Source organism: uncultured Cellulomonas sp. (assembly GCF_947494015.1).
GTDB lineage: Bacteria > Actinomycetota > Actinomycetes > Actinomycetales > Cellulomonadaceae > Pengzhenrongella.
In genome coordinates, this window is the sequence record NZ_CANLTL010000003.1 from 243,616 (window position 1) to 268,376 (window position 24,761).

Sequence of the window (24,761 nt, forward strand, 5' to 3'; positions counted from 1 at the left end):
CCGGCCCTCGCCCGGTACGGCCACGTCGCCGGATCGGTGCGCACAGGGCCGCCCGGTGCAGATCTACGAAGGGTGCTGTCTCATGTCGGTCCGTCGCGTCGCTCTCCTGACCGCGGGTGGCTTCGCTCCGTGCCTGTCCTCCGCTGTCGGAGGCCTCATCGAGCGCTACACCGAGATCGCGCCGGAGGTCGAGATCATCGCCTACCAGCACGGCTACCACGGTCTCCTGACGGGCAACACCCTGGTCGTCGACGACGAGACCCGCGCCAAGGCCGGGATCCTGCACCGGTTCGGCGGCTCGCCGATCGGCAACTCGCGCGTCAAGCTGACCAACGCGGCGGACCTCGTCCGGCGCGGCCTCGTCGAGGACGGGCAGGACCCGCTGAAGGTCGCGGCCGACCGTCTCAAGGCCGACGGCGTCGACGTCCTGCACACCATCGGCGGTGACGACACGAACACCACGGCGGCGGACCTCGCCGCGTACCTGCACGAGAACGGCTACGAGCTGACCGTGGTCGGCCTGCCCAAGACGATCGACAACGACGTCGTGCCGATCAAGCAGTCGCTCGGTGCCTGGACCGCCGCCGAGGAGGCGGCCGGGTTCGCCCGCAACGTCATCGGCGAGCACCGCTCGGGCCCGCGCATGCTCATCGTGCACGAGGTCATGGGGCGGCACTGCGGCTGGCTGACCGCCGCCGCGGCCGCGGAGTACCGCAGGTGGCTGGACACCCAGGAGTGGGTGCCCGGCATCGGCCTGACGCGCGAGCGCTGGGACATCCACGCCGTCTTCCTCCCGGAGCTGACGCTCGACATCGAGGCCGAGGCGCAGCGGCTGCGGGGCGTCATGGACGAGGTCGGCAACGTCAACATCTTCCTGTCCGAGGGCGCCGGCATGCACGAGATCGTCGAGCAGCTCGAGTCCTCCGGCGAGGAGGTCCCGAGGGACCCGTTCGGCCACGTCCGCCTGGACACCATCAACCCCGGGCAGTGGTTCGCCAAGCAGTTCGCCGAGAAGCTGGGCGCGGAGAAGGTCATGGTGCAGAAGAGCGGCTACTACTCGCGGGCCGCCGCCGCGAACGCCGAGGACCTGCGCCTGATCAAGTCGATGACCGACCTCGCGGTGGAGTGTGCGCTGCGCGGCGAGTCCGGCGTCATCGGCCACGACGAGGAGGACGGCGACCGCCTGAAGGCGATCGCGTTCCCGCGGATCGCCGGCGGCAAGGCGTTCGACGTCTCGCAGGACTGGTTCGGCGCGCTGCTGGACGGGATCGGCCAGCGGCTCGTCCCGGTGACGTCATGATCTTCCCGCAGGCGGACGTCGCCGACGTCGTGCCGGACCCCTCGGTCCTGGCCGGGCTGGACCACTGGCGCACGCTGCCGGTCGCGCAGCAGCCGACCTGGCCCGACCCCGAGCACGTCGCGCAGGTCGGGGAGCGCCTGACCGCGCTGCCGCCGCTCGTGTTCGCGGGTGAGGCCGACGTCCTCAAGAGCCGGCTCGCGGCCGCCGCGCGGGGGGAGGCGTTCCTGCTCCAGGGCGGTGACTGCGCGGAGACCTTCGCCGAGGCCACGGCGGACAACATCCGCAACAAGATCAAGACGATCCTGCAGATGGCCGTCGTCCTGACGTACGGCGCCAGCCTGCCGGTGATCAAGATGGGGCGGATGGCCGGGCAGTACGCCAAGCCGCGCAGCGCGAACTCCGAGACGCGCGACGACGTCACGCTGCCGGCCTACCGCGGGGACATCATCAACGGGCACGCCTTCACGCCCGAGGCGCGCGTGCCGGATCCCGAGCGACTGCTGCAGGCGTACCACACGAGCGCCGCGACGCTGAACCTGCTGCGCGCCTTCACGACCGGGGGGTTCGCCGACCTGCGCCGCGTGCACGAGTGGAACCGCGGCTTCATGGCCAACCCGGCGTACGCCCGCTACGAGGAGACCGCGGCGGAGATCGACCGCGCCATCCGGTTCATGGCGGCGTGCGGCGCGGACTTCGACGCGCTGCGCACGGTCGAGTTCTTCTCCAGCCACGAGGCGCTGCTCCTGGACTACGAGCGGCCGCTGACGCGGATCGACTCGCGGACCGGGCTGCCGTACGACTGCTCGGCCCACTTCCTGTGGATCGGGGAGCGCACCCGTCAGGTGGACGGTGCCCACGTCGACTTCCTGTCCCGGGTGCGCAACCCGGTCGGTGTCAAGCTGGGACCCACGACGACGCCCGACGACGCCTTGGGCCTGATGGACCGGCTGAACCCGGCCGGCGAGCCGGGACGGCTGACGTTCATCACCCGCATGGGCGCCGGCACCGTGCGCGACGCGCTGCCGTCCCTCGTGGAGAAGGTCACCGCGCACGGGTCGCCGGTCACCTGGGTGTGCGACCCGATGCACGGCAACACGATCACGTCCGCGAGCGGGTACAAGACCCGCCGGCTCAGCGACGTGCTCGACGAGGTCCGGGGCTTCTTCGAGGTGCACCGCGGGCTGGGCACGGTCCCGGGTGGCCTGCACATCGAGCTGACCGGCGACGACGTCACCGAGGTGCTCGGCGGCAGCGAGGAGATCGACGACGCCGGCCTGGCCCGGCGCTACGAGACCCTCGTGGACCCGCGCCTGAACCACCAGCAGTCGCTGGAGATGGCGTTCGGGGTCGTGCAGCTCATGCGCGGTCACTGACCGTCGGCACCTGACCGGCGGGCCGCCTCCTTCCCGGGGGTGGCCCGCCGTCGCGCGGTCCGGGCGGCCTAGACGACCGTGAGCCGGATGGTGGTGCCCCGCGGCACCCGGTCGCCGCCCTCGACGCTCTGCTGGCGGACCGTGCCGAAGAACCCGCCCAGGACGTTCTCCCGGCTGGGTACGAACCCGAGCGCGGTCAGCCGCTCGGCCGCGGCCGCGTACTGCTCGCCCACCACGTCCGGCACCTCGATGAGCTCGGGCCCGAGCGAGACGACCACCGTCACGACGTCGCCGCGCCGGCCGGCCGTGCCCTGCACCGGGCTCTGCTCGATCACCGACCCGGCCGGGACGGTGTCGCTGTAGGCCTCGGTCACCTCGACGGCGAGTCCCTCGGACTCGAGGTCCTCGGTCGCCTGATCCCGGGTGGCCCCGATGACCTGCGGGATGGTGACCGGCGCGGGCCCCCGCGACACCGTGAGCACCACCTCGTCGCCCTTGGGCAGCTCGGTCCCGCCCTCGGGGGAGACGGCCATCACGGCACCCTCGGGGACGTCGTCGTCGTAGACGGCCTGCGTCTCGCCCAGCACGAGCCCGGCGGTCTGCAGCGCCTCCTGCGCCGCCTCCGACGTGGCCCCGACCAGGTCCGCCGGCACGGTGGTCATCTCCGGGCCGCGGGACACGGTGATCTCGACCGTGCCGTCGCGGCGGACGGCCGCACCCGGGTCCGGAGCCGACGCGATGACCGTGCCGGCCGCCTCCTCGTCGAAGGCCTCCACGGCGTCGACCTCGAGGCCGGCCGCCGTGAGCTCCTCGGTCGCCGCCGCCTGCTCCTCGCCCACGACGTCGGGCACGGTGGTGAACGCACCAGGCCCGAGGGTGACGAACCACCAGCCACCGGCGGTCACGAGCGCGACCACGAGGGCGAGGACGAGCGCCCAGACCAGTCGCCGGCGGCGGCGGGCGGGAGCTGTCGCGCGGCGGTCGTCGGCGGCGCGCTCCTGCTCGGTGCGGACCCCGGCGCCGATGGGCAGCGCCACCGTCGAGCCGTGGTCGTCGACGTCGATCCGTGCCGTCGCCCCGGTGCGGGGACGACGGTCGTCCCCCGGTCCGGCCTGCTCGGCCGGCTGGGCCTCGGGATCGACGGTCGCCGGGTGCAGGGTGATGGTGGGGGCGACGTCGGCGCGCCGGCCCAAGGTCGCCTCGTCGAGCGAGGTGCGGGTGCGCCGGACCAGGGCGAGCGCCGCGCCCGCGTCGGCGGGCCGGTCGTCCGGCTCGCGTGCCGCGAGGGCGGCGACGAGCTCGTCGACCTCCTGCGGCAGCCAGTCCACCGCGCGCGACGGCGCGGGGATGTCGGAGTTGACGTGCTGGAACGCGACCTGGATCGGCGTCTCGCCGGTGAACGGCTGCCGGCCGGTGATCATCTCGTAGAGCAGGATGCCCGCCGCGTACACGTCGGTACGGGTGTCGGACAGCCCGCGGGAGACGAGCTCGGGCCCGAGGTACGCGACGGTCCCGAGCACGGTGCCGGTGGTCGTCGACGTCACCTCGGTGACCGCTCGAGCCAGGCCGAAGTCGGTGAGCTTGACCCGCCCGTCCGACGCGAGCAGCACGTTCTCGGGCTTGACGTCGCGGTGCACCAGCCCGGACCGGTGCGCCGCGGCGAGCGCGTCCAGGACGGACTCCAGCACCGCGAACGACTCCCCGACGGACAGCGAACCGCGCTCGCCCAGGTGCCGGCGCAGGTTCGTGCCGTCGACGTACTCCATCGTCAGGTAGCTCGTGTCGCCGTCGATGCCCTGGTCGTAGACGCCGACCAGCCCCGGGTGGGTCAGGCGTGCAGCCGCGCGTGCCTCCCGCCGGAACCGGGCCACGAAAGCCGTCCCGCTGGCTCCCTCGGCCAGGTGGGGATGCATGACCTTGAGCGCGACCTCGCGGTCCAGCCGCCGGTCGACGGCCAGGTAGACGGTGGCCATGCCGCCACGCGCGATGCGGGAGACGACCTCGTAGCGCCCGTCGACCAGGTGGCCGACCAGGGGATCGCTGATGGTGGTTCCCACGGGCGTCATCCTACGGGCGACCGTCCCGCGGACCCGTCACGGCGCGTCGGTCAGCGGAAGCGGCTCATGTGCGTCTGGACGCTCGCGACGTACCGACGGGTGTCGGCGAACATGCCGTTGCGCTTGACGGAGGACGCGCCCTGGTAGTAGCCGGCGATGGCCGACGGCAGGTCCGGGCTGATCCGCAGGAGCTGGCGCAGGATGGCCACGCCCGCGGTGACGTTGTCGTCCGGGTCGAGCAGGTTGAGCTGGCGACCCACGAGGTCGCTGGCCCACACGCCCGAGGACGGGATCACCTGCATCGTGCCGATCGCGTTGGCGGGTGAGACGGCGGTCTGGTTGAAGCCCGACTCCTGGAACGCGACCGCCTGCGCGAGCGCCGGGTCCACGCCCATCGCACGCGCCGTCTCGACGACCTTGGACTGCATGGCGGCCTTCGACGGCACGCCCATGGCCAGCAGGCTGGCCTTGTTGGCGTTCGCCGAGGCGACGACCGAGTCCGCGTAGGTCCGTCCGGCGAAGGTGTTGCCGACGAGCTGGGTGGCGGGCGCCGGAGCGGAGGCGGAGGCGGTCGCTCCCGGGACGGTGAGCCGCTGGCCGATGCGGATGGTGGCGCGGGCGTCCAGGCCGTTGGCGGCGACGACGGCGGCGACGGTGGTGCCGTGCTTGCGGGCGATGCCCGAGACGGTGTCACCCGGGACGACGGTGTAGCCGGCCGCCGCGGCCGGAGCCGGGGCTGCGGCCGGCGCGGGCGCGGCGGTGCCGGGGATGGTGAGCCGCTGGCCGATGCGGATGAGCGCCCGGGCGTCCAGGCCGTTGGCGGCGACGACGGCGGCGACGGTGGTGCCGTGCTTGCGGGCGATGCCCGAGACGGTGTCACCCGGGACCACGGTGTAGCCGGCTGCCGCTGCCGGGGCCGCTGTCGGGGCGGGGGCGGCGGTGCCGGCGGCGCCGGGGATGGTCAGCTGCTGGCCGATGCGAATGAGCGCCCGGGCGTCCAGGCCGTTGGCGGCGACGACGGCGGCCACGGTCGTGCCGTGCCGGTGCGCGATGGCCGAGACGGTGTCACCCGACCGGACGGTGTAGCCGACCGGTGCGGCGGCCGCGGGCGCCGCGGCGGCCGCCGACGGGATGGTCAGGGTCTGACCGATCCGGATCCCGGCACTGCTGGGCAGGTTGTTCGCCCGGGTGATCGCCCCGACCGAGCTGCCCGTGCGCAGGGCGATGTGCGACACCGTGTCGCCCGAGCGAACCGTGTACTGCTCGTCCGCGTGCGCGGTGCCGGCGCCGGTGACGGACGCGACCGCCAGCGCGAGCGTCGCACCGGTACCCGCCGTCACCCGCCGGCGGGCCGACCGCGAGAGGCCGCCGACATCCGTGGCGCTCGGCCGGTCGGCCGAGCGCGGGGTCGCGTCCTGGCGGGCGGTGGCGGGCTGCGTCATGTCGGTCCTCGCGTGTGAGTGATGAGAAAACTGGGGCAGCAGTGACTGCTGTGACTGCTGGGACTGCGCTGAACGTATCGGAGGCCCAGGCGGGTGGAAAGCAGAGCCGGCGAATTCCGACGGTGTGATTCACCCGGACGTCCGCAGCTCGCCGGTCGTGGACGCCCGGACGCCGGCCGGACGACCCGGGTACGGGGCCGGGCTGCGTACGCTGGCGCCGTGACGGACACCGCTGCTCTCGATGCCCTCGTCCCGGACTGGCTCACGCTCCCGGATGTCGCCGACCGGCTCGGGATCGACGTCGGCAAGGTGCGCCGGCTGCTCCAGGAGGGGCGGCTGGCCGCGGTCCGACGGGGCGACCCGCCGGTCCTGTCCGTGCCGGCCGACTTCCTCGTGCCGGTGCACCTGGCCAACCCCGCCGCTCCCGCTGCGGCGTCGACCGCCCCCGACTCCCCGCAGTGGGCCGTGCTCACGGCGCTGCGGGGGACGCTGACCGTGCTGGGCGACGCGGGCTTCGACGCCGCCGAGTCCGTCGAGTGGCTGTTCTCGCCCGACGACGTCCTGGGCCGCGCGCCGATGCAGGCTCTGCGCGCCGGCTCCAAGAGCGAGGTGCGCCGCCGCGCTCAGACCCTGGTCTGACGGCGCCCGGGCCCTCGCCCCGGCGGCCGGCCTCCCGTGCCCCGGTCCGGGGCGTCCGCGTCGCGCGCGCAGGTCCGGGCGACCGCCTCCCGCCGGGCGGTGCGTCGTGGCCCGGTCAGGCCGCGCGGTCGACCGCGGCGTGCGCGAGCTCGGTGATCATGGACTTGCCCGGCTCGGCGAGCGGAGCGCTCCGCAGTGCGCCGAACGCCGTGGCGGACAGGCTCGCGATCAGCGCCTCCACCGCATCGTCCGCACCCGTGCCCCGGATCACCCGCGCCACCTCGGCGACGTCGTCGTCGGACAGGTCACGCACGCCGAGCCGCGACCTGAGGGTGGCCCGCTGGCTGTCGTCCGCCGCCGCCATGGCCCGCGCCACCAGCACCGTCCGCTTGCCCTCCCGGACGTCGTCGCCTGCGGGCTTCCCCGTCGCCGCGGGGTCACCGAAGACGCCGAGCAGGTCGTCGCGCAGCTGGAACGCCTCGCCCAGCGGCAGGCCGAACGCGGTGCACGCGCGGCGGGCGGGCTCGTCCGCGCCGGCCAGCGCGGCACCCAGCACGACCGGGTGCTCGACGCTGTACCGGGCCGACTTCGCACGGATCACCTCGCGAGCACGGGTCTCGTCCGCCTCGGGGTCCAGACCCCACGGCAGGGCCTGGGCCAGCACGTCGAGGTACTGCCCGGCCGTCACCTCGGTGCGCATCAGGTCGAACACGTCCCGTGCCGCGGCGGCGATCGACGGGTCGAGCACAGCGGTCGCCCGGCTGAACTGCGACTCGCTCGCGACCAGCGTGAGGTCGCCGAGCAGGATCGCCGCGGCCTCGCCGAACCTCTCGTGGCTCCCCGACCAGCCCGACCGCTCGTGCAGGTCCGCGAAGCTGCGGTGCGCGGCGGGCAGGCCGCGCCGCGTGTCGGAGTCGTCCATGACGTCGTCGTGGAAGAGCGCGGCCGCCTGGAAGAGCTCGAGCGCCGCACCCACGCGCAGCACGGCGTCGGCCTCGGGGGTCCCCGGCCGGCCGCCGTGCGCACGGAAGGACCAGTAGCAGAACGCCGCACGCAGCCGCTTTCCACCCGTCAGCATCCGGGCGACGGCGTCGGTGAGCACGGCGCTGTCCGGGCCGAGCTCCGTCAGGACCGCCCGTTCGGCGGCGACGTACTCGGCCAGCAGGGCGTCGACGTGCGGTCGCACGCCCTCGACGTCGACCAGGGCGGCGGCGGTTCGGCTCACGCGGGGCAGCCTACGGGCGCTCCGGGGCCCCGAGCCGAGCCCACGCGCGACCCGACGCTGGCGCCCGCCCGCGCGGACACCCGGCGCGAGTGCCGACCCCAGGCATCGACACGGCGGTCGCGTCCACACGGCCCCCCCGTCGCCGGTCCGGCGAGCCGGCGGTGCCGGTTCGCTCGTGTCCATGGACGCCACCACGATCCGGGTCCGCGAGCCCCGCGAGCTGCTCGCCCTGCTGCCGTACCAGCTGGGCTTCCGGCCCGAGCGGAGCGCCGTCGCCGTGGCGCTCCGCCCACCGCGTGGTCGGGTCGGGCTCATCGCCCGGGTGGACCTCGCCGACCTCGCCGACGCGTGCCTGGGCCCCCAGCTCGCCCGGCGCCTGGTCACCCACCTGGTGGGTGACGGCGCGGCGCAGGCCGTGCTCGTGCTGTACGCCGACGTCGATCCGCGCGCCCTGCCGTCGCGGCCGTCCCTGCCGTCGCGGTCATCCCCGTCATCTCGTCCGGCCGAGCGCGGCGCGACGGGGGCGCCCGGGGACGCGGCGGGCGCGGCCGTCCCGGCCGGTGTGGTCCGGCCGGCGGGACCCGGGGGCACGCCGGACCCTGCCCCACAGGCGCTGGCTGCCGTCCGGACGTTTCGGCAGGCCGCCACGGCCTTCCTCGGCGACGTCGCGGTGTGGGTGGTCGCACCCACGGGCTACCTGTCGCTGGACTGCCTCGACGTCGACTGCTGCCCGCCCGGAGGGCGACCGCTGCGGGACCTGGAGTCGACGGAGGTGGGTGCGCACATGGTGCTCGCCGGTGCGATGGTCGCCGACTCCCGCGAGGCGCTCGTCCCGGACGTCCCGGCAGGTGCCGCCGCCCGGCGCAACGCCGCGCGGGCCGCGGCGCGTCGCACGGTCCGACGGGCCGTGGCGCAGGAGCAGGGGCCCGCGGCGCTCGGGCGGTGGCGGGCCGACGGTCTGCTGTCGTGGCGTCGTGAGCTGGAGGAGGTGCGGCGTGGAGGGCGCGGTCCGGGCGCCGCCGCGCTCGGGCGGCTGGCCGCGGACCTCGGCGACGTCCCGGTGCGCGACGCCGTCCTGCTGACGCTGGTGCCGGGCGCGGCCGATCTGCCGGAGCGATCGCTGCACCCGTCGGCGGTCGGCGCCGTGGGGTTCGGCACGGAGGTGGCGCGGGTGCTGGCGGCCGTGGTCAGCCCGCGCGACGGCGTGCCGCCCGATCCCGACGTGCACCTGCCCGCGACGCTGCTCCTGGAGCAGGTGGTCGGCCACTCGGCCGGGGCGGCCAGGGCCCCGGCGCTGACGCTCCTGGGCCTGCTGGCGTGGTGGGGCGGCGACGGTGCCCGGGCGGGTGTGCTGATCGACCGTGCGCTCGCCGCGGATCCCGGACACCGGCTCGCGCACCTGCTCGCCGAGGCTGTCGGCGCCGGCCTGGCACCGGGATGGGTACGCATGAGCGGCTGAGGCCGGACCGGCGCTGACGCCACCCATCGGCTCCGGTACGGTCGACCGACCGCGGCCCATCGGAGGGACGTGCGGGCGAGCGCAGCGGAGGACGCATGACCATCGTCGTCGGGTACCTGGCCACACGCGAAGGTCGAGCAGCGCTCGACGCGGCGATCGCCGAGGCGGGGCGTCGCTCCACCCGGCTGCTCGTGGTGCAGAGCGCGAAGCCGGCCCCGCCGTCGGAGCAGGCGACGGCCGACGCCGCACGTCAGCTCGAGGACCTGCGCCGCGAGCTGGACGCGACCGGTGTGCCGTACGACGTGCGTGAGTCGTCCGAGGGGCGCGACGTCGCCGAGGACCTCATCGGCGCCGCCGAGGAGAGCGACGGGACGCTGATCGTGATCGGGCTGCGCCGGCGCAGCCCGGTCGGCAAGCTCATCCTCGGGGTCAACGCCCAGCGGATCCTGCTCGACGCACCCTGTCCCGTGCTCGCGGTCAAGCCCGGGGGGAATGACGACGCGGAGCCGACGGTTAGGTCGTCGTAACCCGCCCGTCCGGGCGCCCAGCCCCCGATCGAGGCGCACGCGAGCCCGTCGTGAGGGGCCTCGGCCGGTACAATAGATGTGTACCCCCGGGGCTCGACGTCCGAGCCTGCGCTGCCGAAAGGTCGTTCGTGTCATCCCTCTCCCCGAATCCTGCACTACCGCGCGAGTTCGAGCACCCCGCACTCCAGGAGCTGGTGGTGCACGGACGTACGCACGGCACGGTGGACGCTGAGGCGTTCCGTGCTGCGTGCGAGTCCGCGGAGGTCAACGACGCCAAGCGGCTGAAGGTCGTCTACCGCGGCCTCGCGGCCGCCGGTGTCACCGTCGCGGAGCCGGTGACCGGCACGGTCAAGGTCGCTGCCGCCACCACCACCGCCCGCAAGGGCGCGAGCGCGACGGTCGACCCCGAGACGCCCGCCCCGGCGAAGCGCCGCACGCCGGCCAAGAAGGCCACCGCGGCCGAGGGCGACCCGGCCGACGCCAAGCCGGCGACCAAGCGTGCGAGCGCCGCCAAGACGACGGCAGCCAAGGCCAGCACCGCCAAGGCCTCCACCGCCAAGTCCGCCGCTGCCGCGAAGGCCGCGGCCGCCGATCCGGGCGCCGTGACCGACGCGCCGGACCCGGAGGACGTCGCCGTCGAGGACGTCGACGCCGCGGTGGTCGGCGACGACGCCGTGGTCGACGGTGCAGCCACCAAGCCGGGCGAGGAGACCGAGGAGGGTGTCGGCTTCGTCTACTCCGACGCCGACGACGACGACGCCCCGGCGCAGCAGGTCGTCACCGCCGGTGCCACCGCGGACCCGGTCAAGGACTACCTCAAGCAGATCGGCAAGGTCGCCCTCCTCAACGCCGAGCAGGAGGTCGAGCTCGCCAAGCGGATCGAGGCCGGCCTGTTCGCCGAGGAGCGGCTGAACTCCGGGACGAAGCTCGAGCCGAAGATGCGGCGCGAGCTGGAGTGGATCGCGGGCGACGGCCGTCGCGCCAAGAACCACCTGCTCGAGGCCAACCTGCGCCTGGTGGTGTCGCTGGCCAAGCGCTACACCGGTCGCGGCATGCTCTTCCTGGACCTGATCCAGGAGGGCAACCTCGGCCTGATCCGTGCGGTCGAGAAGTTCGACTACACCAAGGGCTACAAGTTCTCGACCTACGCGACGTGGTGGATCCGCCAGGCCATCACCCGCGCGATGGCGGACCAGGCGCGGACCATCCGCATCCCGGTGCACATGGTCGAGGTCATCAACAAGCTCGCCCGCGTCCAGCGGCAGATGCTCCAGGACCTGGGCCGCGAGCCCACGCCGGAGGAGCTCGCCAAGGAGCTCGACATGACCCCGGAGAAGGTCGTCGAGGTCCAGAAGTACGGTCGCGAGCCGATCTCCCTGCACACCCCTCTCGGCGAGGACGGCGACAGCGAGTTCGGTGACCTCATCGAGGACTCCGAGGCGGTCGTGCCTGCGGACGCGGTCAGCTTCACGCTGCTGCAGGAGCAGCTGCACCAGGTGCTCGACACCCTGTCCGAGCGCGAGGCCGGCGTCGTGTCCATGCGGTTCGGCCTGACCGACGGCCAGCCCAAGACGCTGGACGAGATCGGCAAGGTGTACGGGGTCACGCGCGAGCGGATCCGTCAGATCGAGTCCAAGACGATGTCCAAGCTGCGTCACCCCAGCCGTTCGCAGGTGCTGCGCGACTACCTCGACTGACGCCGAGCTCGAGCTGCACCGTGGGCCCTGTCCCGACCACCCGGTCGGGACGGGGCCCACGGTCGTCCCGGGCCTCGCGTCCCGGACGGGGGCGTCGTCCCGTGGCCCACCCGCCGCGGGGCCCGACGGGAACGGGGCCGGAACCGCCCGACGCCGTCAGGCGTGCGGGTGCGCGGACCGGCGGGTCACAGGTGCAGGGGGCGGCGGGCCCGCACCCGCCACGCCGGCTGGTGCCGGACGTCACGCGCCCGCACGAAGCGCAGGTCACCCGGGCGGGTGCTGTCCGCCGGCCGCTGCACCTCGTACTCGACCTCGAGCACCGCGTGCCCGACGTCGACCAGGGCGACCTTGACCGGACGACCTCGGCGCGGCAGTCGCCGCCAGCGGAAGGATCGTCCTTCGAGCGGGCCATCCACGCACACGTAGGTCGACACGGTGACGTCCTCTCCGACCGGTCCCGGCACACCGGGCTCGCGGCCACTATCACGGCGAGGCGTGAACGTGTGGTGACGACGGCCGATCACCCGGGTGAAGTTCTGCCTGAGCGTACCGGGAGGTCGCAGGACCGGCTCGTCGAGAGGGGGCCGTCACCCGTCCGTGGACGCGTGCCGTCGCCGCCTGGTCCGGTGGCCGCCCCGGCTCGAGGGATCGGGTCGACGGCCCGGCGTCGTCCGCGGCGTCGACGTGCCGCCGGCACCGGGGGCGCGCCCGGTTGCACCCACCGGGGGTGCAAGCGGGTGAAAACCGGGCACCACCGGCGGACTTGCCCGATTCGTGCGATACGTTCTGGGTCGTCAGCGAGAAGGGCAAACCCGTCGAGAGGCGGGGACGCAAAGCCACGGGACCCCCGAGGGGTCAGCCGGGTCACCGAACGACAGGAGCGACAGATGTCCGACTACACCACCCCCTCCCGCGCGGGCATGACCGGCGACGGCGTGCCGTCCTCGGAGCAGGGCCCCCACCTGACGCTGTCGCCGACGGGGCCGCAGCGACCGGAGGCCGGGTCCGCGCTGGAGCGGCTCCTGCGCCGCCAGACCATCACGACCGGAGCCACCCTGCTCGGCTTCGTCCCGGCCCAGGTGCGCTGACCGCGCGTCCCCCCGGGATCGCGGGGGCGAGGAGCAACCCGGACCGCAGCACGACGAAGGGCCCGACCGGATGGTCGGGCCCTTCGTCGCGGGGGTCGCGGGTCGCAGGGGACCCGCTGCCCGGTCCGGCTCAGCGGACCGCCGCGGCGCCGGCGCCGTGCTCGGCGAGGAGGCGGTCGGTCTCGTCCTGGACGTGGGTCGCCAGGGCGGTGAACTTCGGGGCGTGCTCTCGGGCGTGGTGGGCGCAGAACAGGAGCTCGCCGCTCGGCATCACCACACGGACATAGGCCTGGGCGTTGCAACGGTCGCAACGGTCTGCCGCGGTCAGGGGTTCGGTCGTCGTTGCTGTCACGAGAACATGTAACCATCCGACCGCAGGATGCATGCCGTCGGGGAACCGCAATTCGCTCACCGCGAAGCCGGGACCACCCGACCGGCGGTGTGGACCCCGACCGGGGCGTCGGCACCACCGCCGGCGCCGCGGTCCGCACCACGGCCGGCACCCGGCCGCACCGCGGCGCGGAGACCGCGCCGACACGCCTGCGCGCGCCGCCCGGGCGGGCTCGACGGCATGGCGCCGCGGGGGGCGGCGGTGCAACGACTAGGCTCGGACCTCGTGTCGACCGCTTCCGCTGAGTCCAGCTACACCGCCCGGCACCTGTCGGTGCTCGAGGGCCTGGAGGCGGTGCGCAAGCGCCCCGGGATGTACATCGGCTCGACCGACTCCCGGGGCCTCATGCACTGTCTGTGGGAGATCATCGACAACTCCGTCGACGAGGCGCTGGCCGGGCACTGCTCGATCATCGACGTGATCCTGCACGAGGACCAGTCCGTGGAGGTGCGTGACGACGGGCGTGGCATCCCGGTCGACGCGGAGCCCAAGACCGGGCTCAGCGGCGTCGAGGTCGTCTTCACCAAGCTGCACGCGGGCGGCAAGTTCGGCGGTGGCTCGTACGCGGCCTCGGGCGGCCTGCACGGGGTCGGGTCGAGCGTCGTCAACGCGCTCTCCGCGCGCCTGGACGTCGAGGTGGACCGCGGCGGCCGGACGCACCGCATGACGTTCCACCAGGGCGAGCCCGGCGTGTTCGACGACGGCGTCGCCGGCCCGCGCCCGGACGCGCCGTTCCGGCCGTTCGTCGACAACTCCGAGCTCGCCGTCGTCGGCAAGGTCCCGAGGGGGCGCACGGGGACGCGGGTGCGCTACTGGGCCGACCGGCAGGTCTTCCCGAAGACCGCCGTCTTCTCCTACGACGAGCTCGTCACCCGGATCCGGCAGACCACCTTCCTGGTGCCGGGCCTCGCGATCACCGTGCGCGACGAGCGCCGCCTGCCCGGCACGCCCGGTGCAGACGGACCGCACGAGGAGTCCTTCGTCCACCACGGCGGCACGCGCGACTTCGTGGAGTTCCTCGCGCCGGACGCCCCGGTCACCGACACCTGGCACCTGACCGGCTCGGGCAGCTTCACCGAGACGGTGCCCGTGCTCGACTCCCGCGGTCACCTCAGCCCGCAGGAGGTCACCCGCGACTGCGAGGTCGACATCGCCCTGCGGTGGGGGACCGGCTACGAGACCGAGGTGCGCAGCTTCGTCAACGTCATCGCGACGCCGAAGGGCGGCGCCCACCTGGCGGGCTTCGAGACCGGGCTGCTGCGCACCGTCCGCAAGGCGGTCGATGCGAACGCGCGCCGGCTCAAGGTGTCCACCAAGGACAACGAGCGCATCGAGAAGGACGACGTGCTCGCCGGGCTGACCGCCGTGCTGACGGTCCGGCTCGCCGAGCCGCAGTTCGAGGGCCAGACCAAGGAGGTGCTGGGCACCGCGCCGGTGCGCGGCATCGTGGCCAAGGTCGTCGACACCGAGCTCGGGGCGCTGCTCACCTCCACGAAGCGGGACGAGAAGGCGCAGGCGAGCCTGCTGCTGGACAAGGTCGTCGCCGAGATGCGCGCCCGGATGAGCGCACGCAAGCAGAAGGAGATCTCGCGCCGCAAGAACGCGCTTGAGAGCTCGTCCCTGCCGGCCAAGCTCGCGGACTGCCGCAGCGACGACGTCGACCGCTCCGAGCTGTTCATCGTCGAGGGGGACAGCGCGCTGGGGACGGCGAAGCTCGCGCGCAGCTCGGACTTCCAGGCGCTGCTGCCGATCCGCGGCAAGATCCTCAACGTCCAGAAGGCGTCGATCACGGACATGCTCAAGAACGCCGAGTGCGCCGCGATCATCCAGGTGATCGGGGCCGGCTCCGGTCGCTCGTTCGAGCTCGACGCCGCGCGCTACGGCAAGATCGTGCTGATGACCGACGCCGACGTCGACGGCGCCCACATCCGCACCCTGCTGCTGACGCTCTTCTTCCGGTACATGCGCCCGCTCATCGATGCCGGCCGGGTGTACGCGGCGGTGCCGCCGCTGCACCGGGTGGAGGTGATCGGCGCCGGCTCGCGCAAGAACGAGTACATCTACACGTACTCCGAGGCGGAGCTCGTCGCGACGCTCAAGCGGCTGGACCGGGCCGGCAAGCGCTACAAGGAGGACATCCAGCGCTACAAGGGCCTGGGGGAGATGGACGCCGACCAGCTCGCGGAGACCACGATGGACCCGCGGCACCGGACCCTGCGCCGCGTCCGGATGGAGCACGCCGAGGCCGCCGAGCGGGTGTTCGAGCTGCTGATGGGCACCGACGTCGCACCGCGCAAGGACTTCATCGTCGCCGGGGCGCACCACGTCGACTCGAGCCGCATCGACGTCTGACCCGCCATATCCGGTCGCGGCGCCCGCGACCGGGTCGATAGCGTGCAGCGCATGACCGACACCTCGACCCAGCCTTCGCCTGCGCCGACGCTGCGCCCGATCGCCGAGCGGGCCCAGCCGCCCGCCACCCTCAGCGAGCCGCCCCAGGCGCTCGGGCTGCGGTGGCGCCCGCTCGAGCGCGCCGACGCCGGCGAGCTGCACGGGCTCGTCGCCGCGATCGAGGACGCCGACCAGCCGCCCACCCGCACGGACGTCGACGAGGTCGCCGAGAAGTTCGACGGCGACTGGAAGGACATGGCCCGCGACTCCCTCGCCGGGTGGGACGCCGACGGCGTCCTGCGCGCCTACGGGACCGCCGAGGTGCGACCGGGCGACTCCAGGACGGTGCGCGCATTCCTCGACGGCGGCGTGCACCCGCAGTGGCGCGGCCGGGGCATCGGTCGTGCGCTGTTCGCCTGGCAGCTCGGCCGGGGCCGGCAGAAGCTCGCCGAGTCCGGCAAGGAGCTGCCCGCCCGGCTGGCCGCGTACGCCGAGGAGGACGCGGCCGGGACCCGCCGGCTCCTGGCCGCGGCGGGTCTCGAGCCGCGCCGGTACTACCGGACGATGCGCCGGGACCTGGCCGGCGAGCTGCCCGTCGTGGAGCTCGACGCCGGCCTGCGGGTCGTGCCGTGGTCGCCGGAGCTCGACGAGGCGGTCCGGTTCGCGCACAACGACGCGTTCCGCGACCACTGGGGCAGCGAGCCGGCGACCGCGGAGAGCTGGAGCACGGGCCGGTCCAAGTTCGCCCCGGAGTGGAGCTTCCTCGTGCTCGACGAGGCCGCCGAGCCCGTCGACGGCGCCCCGGTCGTCGCCGCGTACGCGATGACGGGCCGGTACGAGCAGGACTGGGCGGTGGCGGGCTACACGAGCGGGTACACCGAGATCCTCGGGGTGCGCCGGGCCTACCGCGGCCGGCGGCTCGCCCCCGCGCTGCTCGCCGCGTCGATGGCGGCGTTCCGCGCAGACGGGATCCAGTACGCCGAGCTCGACGTCGACACCGAGAACCCGTCCGGTGCCCACGGCCTGTACGAGCGCCTGGGGTACGAGGTGCGGCACGGCTCGGTGATGTACTCCATCGAGCTCTGAGAGACCCCGGCGACCGAGCGCGCCCGCCGAGCGCACCGGCGCCCGGGGCGTGTCGGCCGGCCGCCCCCGGGCCCGGGGGCGGCCGGCCGCGTGTGCGGTGCGCGATGCGGGGGCCTGTGCGGGCGCTCAGCCCACCGCGTGCACGGGGGCCGGCAGCACGACGCCGGACCCGTCGCGGCGCCGGTCCACCGGGGGCAGCTCGACCGGCTGCCCCGCCGAGCCGGTGGCCCGCGGCGGGGTCGGACCGACCCACGCCAGCACGAGCGAGTCCTCGCCCTTGAGGAAGCGGTGCGCGCGGACGCCGCCGGTCGCCCGCCCCTTGCCGGGGTACAGCCCGAACGGTGTGGTCTTGGCGCTGCCCACCTCCGTGCCGGGCAGTGCCGCGGACGAGCCCGCGATCGTCACCACCGCGAGACCGCCGTCGTCGTCGGCGGCGTCGTCGGTGGCGGAGGTCGGGGGGGAGACGACACCGAAGAACACCACGCGCTGCCCCGGCGTGAGCTTCATCCCGGCCATGCCACCCGCCGACCGGCCCTGCGGGCGGACCGCGGAGGCGGCGAAGTGCAGCAGCGACGCGTCCGAGCTCACCAGCACGAGCTCGTCGCCGTCCGCGGCGGGGGCGGCGCCGACCACCTCGTCGCCGTCCTTGAGCGCGATGACGTCCCACGACTCGCGGGCCGGCACGTCGCCGGGGGCCACGCGCTTGACGACGCCGGCCGCCGTCCCCAGGGCCAGGGTCGCGGCGCCGGGGTCGAGCGAGGCCAGCGAGACGAGGGTCTCGCCGGCGGCCAGCGCGACGAGCTCGCCGACCGGGACGCCCCCGGACAGGCTGGGCGCGCCCTCGGTCGGCGGCAGGGACGGCAGGTCCAGCACCGGCACGCGCACGAGCCGGCCGCGGTTGGTGACCGCCGCCACCTCGCCGCGGGCGGTGGCGGGGACGGCGGCGCGCAGCACGTCGTGGCGGTGCCGGGCGCCCGCGCGGGACGGGCGCGCGTCGTCGGTGGTGCGGGCCAGCAGCCCGGTCGCCGAGAGCAGGACCCAGCACGCGGTGTCCTCGATCTCCAGCGGGGCCGCCGTCCGGCGGGTGACGGCGGCCTCGCCGCCGGCGGAGTCCAGCAGGATGGTGCGGCGGGGGGTCCCGTGGGCGCGGGCGACCTCGGCCATCTCGTCGGAGACGACGTCGCGCAGCCGGGCCTCGTCGTCCAGGATCGCGCGCAGCGCGGCGATCTCCTCGAGCAGCCCGGCCTGCTCTCTCTCGAGCTCGATCCGGGAGAACCGGGTCAGCCGACGCAGCCGCAGCTCGAGGATGTACTCGGCCTGCGGGTCGGTCAGGTCGAAGACGTCCCGCAGCCGGGCCTTGGCGACCTCGGCGTCGTCCGACGTCCGGATCACCTGGATCACCTCGTCGATGTCGGTGATCGCGACGAGCAGACCCTCGACCAGGTGCAGACGGTCGGTCCGCTTGGCCAGCCGGAACCGGCTGCGGCGCCGCACGACGTCGACCCGGTGGTCCACCCACACCCGCAGCAGCTCGACCAGGCCCAGGGTGCGCGGCTGGCCGTCGACGAGCGCGACGTTGTTGATGTTGAACGACTCCTCCAGCGGCGTGTACCGGTACAGCTGCTCGAGCACCGCCTCGGGGTTGAAGCCCGTCTTGATCTCGATCACCAGCCGCAGGCCGTTGGTGCGGTCGGTCAGGTCCATCACGTCGCTGATCCCGGCCAGCTTCTTGGCCTGCACGCCCTCCTTGATCTTCTCGATCACCTTCTCCGGGCCGACCATGTAGGGCAGCTCGCTGACGACGATGCCCTTGCGCTTGGCGGTGACGCTCTCGATCCGCGTCGTCGCCCGGGTCCGGAACGCGCCGCGGCCGGTGCGGTAGGCGTCCCGGACGCCGTCGAGCCCGACGATCTTGCCGCCGGTCGGCAGGTCCGGCCCGGGCACCAGGCGCATCAGGTCCTCGAGCGTCGCGTCCGGGTGGGTGACCAGGTGGCGGGCGGCGGCGATCACCTCGACCAGGTTGTGCGGGGCCATGTTCGTGGCCATGCCGACGGCGATCCCGGACGCGCCGTTGACCAGCAGGTTCGGCAGGGCCGCGGGCAGGACGTCGGGCTGGGTCAGCTTGTTGTCGTAGTTCGGCACGAAGTCGACGACGTCCTCGTCCAGGCCCGCCGTCATGACCAGCGCCGCCGGCGCCATCCGGGCCTCGGTGTACCGGGAGGCCGCCGGGCCGTCGTCGAGCGAGCCGAAGTTGCCGTGGCCGTCCACGAGCGGCACCCGCAGCGCCCACGACTGCGCCAGCCGCACCAGGGCGTCGTAGATCGACGCGTCGCCGTGCGGGTGCAGCTTGCCCATCACCTCGCCGACCACGCGCGCGGACTTCACGTGCGCGCGGTCCGGACGCAGCCCCATGTCCGCCATCTGGTACACGATGCGTCGCTGGACCGGCTTGAGCCCGTCGCGCGCGTCCGGCAGGGCCCGGGTGTAGATGACCGAGTACGCGTACTCGAGGAACGACCCGCGCATCTCCTCCGAGACGTCGATGTCGACGATGTGCTCGGCGAAGTCCTCTCCGGCCGGGGGCGGGGTGGCCGTGCGTCGCGCCATGGGTGGGGCAGCCTCTCGGTGGTGCGGTGTGCGCCCCGGGGGCCGACGGCGGTCGGGTGGGGCGGTGCGTGCGGTCGGCCGCGTGGGCGTGCGGGCACGCCGGGCGGCGGCCCTATTGTCCCGCCTGCGCGCGCCGGTCCGGCACCCGGCGCGCCCGGCGCACCCCCTAGCCTGGGGCCCATGGCCGGACCGACCGATCCTCGCCCGCAGTCCGACGCCCCCTACCCCGAAGGCTGGGAGGCCGACGTCGTCCTGCGGGACGGCGAGACGACGCACATCCGGCCGATCACCCCGGCCGACGCGCCCGCGCTGCAGGCTTTCCACGTCGCGCAGTCCGAGCGGTCGACGTACATGCGGTTCTTCGCCGCCCTGGAGCGGCTGCCCGAGCGGGACCTGGCCCGGTTCACCACCGTCGACCACGTCGACCGGGTGGCGCTGATCGCCGTGCGCGCCGTGCCGCCGCAGGAGCCGGGGGAGACCGCCGCGGCCGACGCCGCGACGGAGCAGATCATCGGGGTCGCGCGGTTCGACCGGATCACCACCGACGAGGCGGAGGTGGCGTTCAACATCGCCGACGCCCACCACGGCCGCGGACTGGGGTCGGTGCTGCTCGAGCACCTCGCGGCGGCGGCCCGCGAGGTCGGCGTCCGACGCTTCACCGCCGAGGTGCTGCCCCAGAACGGCCGGATGATCGCGGTGTTCCGCGAGGCCGGCTACGAGGTGTCCCAGACCGTGGACGACGGCGTCGTGACGGTGGTCTTCGACATCGACCCGACCGACAAGTCGCTCGCGGTGACCGCCGACCGCGAGCACCGCGCCGAGGCTCGCAGCGTCCAGCGGCTGCTCGGGGCGCGCTCGGTCCTCCTGGTCGGTGCCGCACGGGCCCCGCACGGCTCGGTGCTCGACCTGCTGGTGCGGCGCGCGTTCGCGGCGCTGGCCGGCAGCAGCACCCGCGCGCTGCACGTGGTGGGACTGCCGGAGACCACCGGGCACGACGGGCTGCCGCTGCAGACGTGGTGGTCCGGGCCCGGCAGTGCCGACGGCGAGGCGACCCTCGTCGAGTACTGGGACCGGCTCGCGGACGTCCCCGGCCCGGTCGAGCTCGCGGTCGTCGCGCTGCCGCCGGCCGACGTCGTGTCGGTCGTGCGCCGGCTCGGGCCGCTCGGCGTGCGCAGCGTGGTGATGCTCTCCACCGGGTTCGCCGAGACCGGCGAGGCGGGGCTCGCGCTGCAGCGCGAGCTCGTCCGGTCCGCGCACGCGGCCGGGATGCGGCTCGTGGGCCCGGCGTCGTACGGCTTCTTCGACGCCGCGGCCGGCCCGCCGATGAACGCCTCGCTCGCCGAGGAGCTGCCGCGCCCCGGCGTGCTGGGGCTGTTCTGCCAGTCCGCGCCGATGGCGGTGCCGATCCTGGCCTCGGTCACGAACCGGGCCCTCGGCGTGTCCTCGTTCGTCTCGGCCGGCCACCGCGCCGACGTGTCGGGCAACGACCTCATGCAGTTCTGGGAGGAGGACCCGGCCACCGAGGTCGTGGGCCTGTACCTGGAGTCCATCGGCAACCCCCGCAAGTTCTCCCGCATCGCCCGCCGGCTCTCGGCGGTCAAGCCGGTCGTCGTGGTGACCGCGGGGCAGTCGGGCCCCGTCGTGCCGCCGGGCCACGCGGTGCGACCCACCCGCTCCTCGCGCCGCACCGTCGAGGAGGTGCTGCGCCAGTCGGGCGTGGTGCGGGCCGCCAACACCCACGCGATGCTCGACATCGCCCAGCTGTTCGCCAGCCAGCCGCTGCCGCGCGGGCGCCGGGTCGGGATCGTGGCCGGCTCCTCGTCGACGGCGGCGATCGCGACCGAGGCGGCCGCCGCGGCCAAGCTGGAGACGACGGGCCGTGTGGTCACCTTCGACGAGGACACGACCGACGAGGCGCTCGGCGCGGCCCTGCGCGCGCTGTACGCGGACGGCGAGTGCGACGTGGTGATCGCGGTGCACGTGCCGACGGTCGGCGGCGCCTCGACCCGGCTGGCGCGCGCGGTCGCCGAGGCGGCCGCCGGGTCCGGCGCGACGACCGTCGCCTGCGTGCTGGGCCTGCACGGACTCACCGACACCCTGACCGCCACCGACGGCGACGGGCGGGCGTGGACGGTCCCGGCCTACTCCACCCCCGAGGGCGCCGTGGCCGCACTAGGCGCGGTGGTCGGGTACGCGGCCTGGCAGCAGAAGGACCACGGGCAGCCCGTGGTCCCCTCGGGGATCGACCGCAACCGTGCGCGCCGGGTGATCCGGGCGCACCTCGACGCGGCGGGCGGCGACGGTCCGGTCCGGCTGTCCCGGGCCGAGGCCGCCCAGCTCCTGGGGCTGTACGGGATCGAGCTGTGGCCGGCGCGCACGGTGACCGGGCCGGACGAGGCGGTCGCCGCGGCGCAGGAGCTCGGCTGGCCGGTGGCCCTCAAGAGCACGGCGTCGCGGCTGCGCCACCGCGCGGACCTCGGCGGGGTGCGGCTGGACATCGACACGCCCGAGGGCCTGCGCGGTGACGTCCAGCAGCTCCAGGAGCGCGCGGCCCACCTGGGTGCGCACTACGCACCGCTGGAGGTGCAGCGGATGGCGCCGGCCGGGGTGGCCTGCGTCGTCCGCTCGACCGAGGACCCCCTGTTCGGGCCCGTGGTGTCGTTCGGGCTCGCCGGGGACGCGAGCGAGCTGCTCGGGGACATCTCCCAGGCCATCCCGCCGCTGACCGACGTCGACGTCGCCGAGCTCGTGCGGTCGGTGCGCGCCGCGCCGCGGCTGTTCGGCTACCGCGGGCTGCCGCCGGCCGACGTCACCGCGCTCGAGGACGTGATCGCCCGCGTGTCGGTGCTCGCGGCCGACCACCCCGAGGTGCGGACGCTCGAGCTGCACCCGGTCGTCGTCGCCGAGAGCGGGGCGGCCGTGCTCTCCGCCCGGGTCGAGCTCGCGGTCGCGAGCCGGACCGACACGTCACGACGCTCGCTGCCGGCGTGACCTGCGTGGGTACGCGTCGGTGCGCACCGGATGGAAAGATGGCGCGGTGACCGGAGCAACCACCGACCTGCAAGCCGACCTCCACCGCGCCGGGTACTACCCCGAGCTCGTCGCCGACGTCCTGGACGTCGCGCTCGCGGACGAGCCGGTCCTCGCCCACCTGGTGCACCCGGAGACCACCTTCGACGCCAACGAGGTGCGGCGCCACGTCACCGTGCTCGTGCTCACGGGCACCCGGCTCGTGGTCGCCCACGTCGACGACCACCCGGCCGACAGCGAGCACCCCGCCACCAGCGCGTCGGCCACCACCGAGTCCGTGCCGCTGTCGGAGCTGCGGTCGGTCGCGCTCACCCACGTCATCACCAACCCCGAGCAGCACATCGCCGGCGTGGTCGCCGCCGAGCTCACGCTCGCGGTCGGCTGGGGTGCGGTGTCCCGCATCGACCTGGAGCCGGCGAGCTGCCCGGACCCGTCCTGCGAGGCCGACCACGGGCTCACCGGCACCATGACGCCGGACGACATCGTGGTCCGGATCAGCTCGGGCGCGGAGGGCCCGGGGGCGGTGCGTGCCGCGGCGGAGTTCGCCCGCCGGCTCTCGGCCGCCAGCGCGCGCACCCGATGACGGCCCCGGCCGCCGGCACCACGCTGGTGCCGGGCTTCCGTGAGGCCGGCCTCGTCGCCCCCCGGTACACGGGCGAGAGCCTGGGTGCGGTGCTGCCCGCGGTCGCCGACGCGGTCGGCGTGCCGCTCGGCGACGGGCTCTCCGCGCGGTCCAGGGCGGACCTCGGGCTGCCCCGGGTGGACCGGGTCTGCCTCGTGCTGGTCGACGGGCTGGGGTGGGAGAACCTGTCCGAGCGGGCCGGTCACGCCCCGTTCCTGCGCTCGCTGCTCGCCGACGGGCGGCGGCTCGTCACGGGGTACCCCTCGACCACCGCCGCGTCCCTCGGGCTGCTCGGCACGGGCCGCGGACCGGGGCGCACCGGGATGGTGGGCTACACCGCGCGCCACCCGGGGACCGGGGCGCTGGCGAACCTCGTGTCGTGGACGGACGTCGGCCCCGCCCGGCAGTGGCAGCGCGAGCCGACCGTCTTCGAGCAGGTCGACGCCGGCGGCGTCCCCGTCACGACCGTCGGGCCCGCCCGCTTCGCAGGGTCGGGGCTCACCGAGGCCGTCCTGCGCGGTGGCGCGTACCAGCGTGCGGAGAGCCTGGCCGACCGGGTCGACGCCGCCGTGTACGCCCTGATGGGACCGGCGCTCGTCTACCTGTACTGGGGCGACGTCGACAAGACCGGCCACCACCACGGGGTCGGGTCGTGGCAGTGGGGCGAGGCGCTGGCCGAGCTGGACCGTGAGCTCGCTCGGCTCGCCCGGATGCTGCCGCCGGGCACCCTGCTGGCCGTGACGGCCGACCACGGGATGGTGGACGTCGACCTGTCGAGCCGGTGGGACGTCGCCACCACCCCCGCGCTCGCCGAGGACGTCGAGCTGGTCGCGGGCGAGCCGCGCGCGCTGCACGTCCACACCCGCGGCACCGGTGCGGAGCACGTCGAGGCGGTCGCCGCCCGGTGGCGTGCCACGCTCGGACCCGCGGCCGTGGTGGCGACCCGCGACGAGGCGATCGCCGCGGGGTGGTTCGGACCGATCGCCGACCACGTGCGGCCCGTGCTGGGCGACGTCGTCGTGGCGACGACGGGACGCAGCACCGTGGTGGACTCGCGGACCCAGAGCGCCGCGTCGCTGGACCTGATCGGCGTGCACGGGTCCTTCACCCCGGCCGAGATGACCGTGCCCCTGCTGACCGTGCACAGCCGCTAGGGGGCCGGGGTGGCCGAGCTGGCGTTCTTCTCCGGGACCATGGACTGCGGCAAGTCCACGCTCGCGCTCCAGATGGACCACAACCACGCCGCGCGCGGTCGTGGTGGCGTGATCTTCACCCGCGACGACCGGGCCGGCACCGACGTGCTGTCGTCCCGGCTGGGCCTGCAGACCCGTGCCCACGAGGTCCACGACACGACCGACTTCTGGCACGAGGTGGTCGAGCGGCGCATGCGCGGCGAGCGGGTGGACTACGTCATCTGCGACGAGGCGCAGTTCTACACGCCCGCGCAGGTCGAGCAGCTCGCCCGGCTGGTCGACGAGATGGGGGTGGACGTCTTCGCGTTCGGCATCACCGCGGACTTCCGCACCCGGCTGTTCCCGGGCTCGCAGCGGCTGATCGAGCTGGCCGACCGGGTGGAGGTGCTCCAGGTCCAGGCGCTGTGCTGGTGCGGGGCCCGGGCGACGCACAACGCGCGCACCGTCCGCGGGATCATGGTGGTGGAGGGCGAGCAGGTCGTCGTCGGCGACACCGCCCCGCACGACGACGACGTCGCCTACGAGGTGCTGTGCCGCCGGCACCACCTGCGCCGGATGACGGCGGCCGCCGCCCGGTCCGCCTCGCCGTCGCCGGACACCCTCACGCTCGACGTCTGAGCACGGCCCGACCGGG

At 74.5% G+C, this 24,761-nt stretch carries 19 protein-coding genes and 1 riboswitch; of the genes, 13 read left to right on the forward strand and 6 right to left on the reverse strand.

Annotated elements, in window-relative coordinates; translation table 11 throughout:
* Nucleotides 1-82 precede the first annotated feature (82 nt).
* Both Q0840_RS04815 and Q0840_RS04820 read left to right on the forward strand, forming a co-directional pair.
* Entirely contained in the window at nucleotides 83-1,300 is a 1,218-nt protein-coding gene (locus tag Q0840_RS04815) for a pyrophosphate--fructose-6-phosphate 1-phosphotransferase (RefSeq protein ID WP_298456968.1), read from the forward strand.
* The gene (locus Q0840_RS04820; protein WP_298456969.1) at nucleotides 1,297-2,673 is read left to right on the forward strand and encodes a class II 3-deoxy-7-phosphoheptulonate synthase; all 1,377 of its coding nucleotides are present in this window, start codon (nucleotides 1,297-1,299) and stop codon (nucleotides 2,671-2,673) included. The genes Q0840_RS04815 and Q0840_RS04820 overlap by 4 nt, the downstream gene beginning before the upstream one ends.
* A gap of 68 nt (nucleotides 2,674-2,741) precedes the next feature.
* Here the strand turns inward: Q0840_RS04820 and pknB are convergent, their stop codons facing one another.
* The gene (pknB, locus tag Q0840_RS04825; RefSeq protein WP_298456971.1) at nucleotides 2,742-4,730 is read right to left on the reverse strand and encodes a Stk1 family PASTA domain-containing Ser/Thr kinase; all 1,989 of its coding nucleotides are present in this window, start codon (nucleotides 4,728-4,730) and stop codon (nucleotides 2,742-2,744) included.
* Nucleotides 4,731-4,780: 50 nt separating this feature from the next.
* On the reverse strand, nucleotides 4,781-6,172 hold the full coding sequence (locus Q0840_RS04830) for a LysM peptidoglycan-binding domain-containing protein (RefSeq protein WP_298456973.1): 1,392 nt from the start codon (nucleotides 6,170-6,172) through the stop codon (nucleotides 4,781-4,783).
* 219 nt (nucleotides 6,173-6,391) lie between these two features.
* Here Q0840_RS04830 and Q0840_RS04835 point away from each other — a divergent pair, with 219 nt between their 5' ends.
* Nucleotides 6,392-6,811: an Rv2175c family DNA-binding protein gene (locus tag Q0840_RS04835; RefSeq protein ID WP_298456975.1), complete on the forward strand. Its 420-nt coding sequence runs from the start codon at nucleotides 6,392-6,394 to the stop codon at nucleotides 6,809-6,811.
* Between the two features lie 115 nt (nucleotides 6,812-6,926).
* Here the strand turns inward: Q0840_RS04835 and Q0840_RS04840 are convergent, their stop codons facing one another.
* Nucleotides 6,927-8,036 carry a polyprenyl synthetase family protein gene (locus tag Q0840_RS04840; RefSeq protein WP_298456977.1) on the reverse strand — a complete coding sequence of 370 codons (1,110 nt, stop codon included), beginning with the start codon at nucleotides 8,034-8,036 and terminating at the stop codon, nucleotides 6,927-6,929.
* A 181-nt stretch (nucleotides 8,037-8,217) separates the two neighbouring features.
* On the opposite strand from Q0840_RS04840, the gene Q0840_RS04845 reads away from it, so the two are divergent.
* The 3 genes from Q0840_RS04845 (at nucleotide 8,218) to Q0840_RS04855 (ending at nucleotide 11,719) form a co-directional block, all read left to right on the forward strand.
* A complete protein-coding gene (locus Q0840_RS04845; RefSeq protein WP_298456980.1) occupies nucleotides 8,218-9,495 on the forward strand; it encodes a DUF4192 domain-containing protein in 1,278 nt (425 codons plus the stop codon).
* Nucleotides 9,496-9,590: 95 nt separating this feature from the next.
* A complete protein-coding gene (locus Q0840_RS04850; RefSeq protein ID WP_298456982.1) occupies nucleotides 9,591-10,022 on the forward strand; it encodes a universal stress protein in 432 nt (143 codons plus the stop codon).
* Nucleotides 10,023-10,150: 128 nt separating this feature from the next.
* Nucleotides 10,151-11,719, forward strand: a complete 1,569-nt coding sequence (locus Q0840_RS04855; RefSeq protein WP_298456984.1) for an RNA polymerase sigma factor — start codon at nucleotides 10,151-10,153, stop codon at nucleotides 11,717-11,719.
* Nucleotides 11,720-11,904: 185 nt separating this feature from the next.
* Here Q0840_RS04855 and Q0840_RS04860 read toward each other — a convergent pair whose 3' ends face one another.
* Nucleotides 11,905-12,153 (reverse strand): hypothetical protein, encoded by a 249-nt coding sequence (locus Q0840_RS04860; protein WP_298456985.1) that lies wholly within the window; start codon nucleotides 12,151-12,153, stop codon nucleotides 11,905-11,907.
* A 361-nt stretch (nucleotides 12,154-12,514) separates the two neighbouring features.
* Nucleotides 12,515-12,591, forward strand: a riboswitch (cyclic di-GMP riboswitch).
* Nucleotides 12,592-12,606: 15 nt separating this feature from the next.
* Between Q0840_RS04860 and Q0840_RS04865 the strand changes: the two genes are divergently transcribed.
* Nucleotides 12,607-12,807 (forward strand): hypothetical protein, encoded by a 201-nt coding sequence (locus tag Q0840_RS04865; protein ID WP_298456986.1) that lies wholly within the window; start codon nucleotides 12,607-12,609, stop codon nucleotides 12,805-12,807.
* Between the two features lie 130 nt (nucleotides 12,808-12,937).
* On the opposite strand, the gene Q0840_RS04870 is transcribed toward Q0840_RS04865, so the two are convergent.
* Nucleotides 12,938-13,192, reverse strand: a complete 255-nt coding sequence (locus tag Q0840_RS04870; protein ID WP_298457227.1) for a hypothetical protein — start codon at nucleotides 13,190-13,192, stop codon at nucleotides 12,938-12,940.
* Nucleotides 13,193-13,423: 231 nt separating this feature from the next.
* Here Q0840_RS04870 and Q0840_RS04875 point away from each other — a divergent pair, with 231 nt between their 5' ends.
* Nucleotides 13,424-15,550 carry a type IIA DNA topoisomerase subunit B gene (locus Q0840_RS04875; protein ID WP_298456988.1) on the forward strand — a complete coding sequence of 709 codons (2,127 nt, stop codon included), beginning with the start codon at nucleotides 13,424-13,426 and terminating at the stop codon, nucleotides 15,548-15,550.
* Nucleotides 15,551-15,601: 51 nt separating this feature from the next.
* Complete coding sequence (locus Q0840_RS04880) at nucleotides 15,602-16,675, forward strand: GNAT family N-acetyltransferase (protein ID WP_298456990.1); 1,074 nt, start codon at nucleotides 15,602-15,604, stop codon at nucleotides 16,673-16,675.
* 126 nt (nucleotides 16,676-16,801) lie between these two features.
* Here Q0840_RS04880 and Q0840_RS04885 read toward each other — a convergent pair whose 3' ends face one another.
* Nucleotides 16,802-19,282, reverse strand: coding sequence for a DNA topoisomerase (ATP-hydrolyzing) subunit A (locus tag Q0840_RS04885; protein WP_298456992.1), 2,481 nt, complete (start codon nucleotides 19,280-19,282; stop codon nucleotides 16,802-16,804).
* A gap of 180 nt (nucleotides 19,283-19,462) precedes the next feature.
* Between Q0840_RS04885 and Q0840_RS04890 the strand changes: the two genes are divergently transcribed.
* Genes Q0840_RS04890 through Q0840_RS04905 form a run of 4 tightly spaced genes read left to right on the forward strand, consistent with a single transcriptional unit; the run spans nucleotide 19,463 to nucleotide 24,745 of the window.
* Nucleotides 19,463-22,273, forward strand: a complete 2,811-nt coding sequence (locus Q0840_RS04890; protein WP_298456994.1) for a GNAT family N-acetyltransferase — start codon at nucleotides 19,463-19,465, stop codon at nucleotides 22,271-22,273.
* Nucleotides 22,274-22,319: 46 nt separating this feature from the next.
* A complete protein-coding gene (locus Q0840_RS04895) occupies nucleotides 22,320-22,895 on the forward strand; it encodes a DUF5998 family protein (RefSeq protein WP_298456996.1) in 576 nt (191 codons plus the stop codon).
* Nucleotides 22,892-24,088 (forward strand): alkaline phosphatase family protein, encoded by a 1,197-nt coding sequence (locus tag Q0840_RS04900; RefSeq protein WP_298456998.1) that lies wholly within the window; start codon nucleotides 22,892-22,894, stop codon nucleotides 24,086-24,088. The genes Q0840_RS04895 and Q0840_RS04900 overlap by 4 nt, the downstream gene beginning before the upstream one ends.
* 9 nt (nucleotides 24,089-24,097) lie before the next feature.
* Nucleotides 24,098-24,745 (forward strand): thymidine kinase, encoded by a 648-nt coding sequence (locus Q0840_RS04905; RefSeq protein WP_298457001.1) that lies wholly within the window; start codon nucleotides 24,098-24,100, stop codon nucleotides 24,743-24,745.
* The last annotated feature ends 16 nt before the right edge of the window (nucleotides 24,746-24,761 follow it).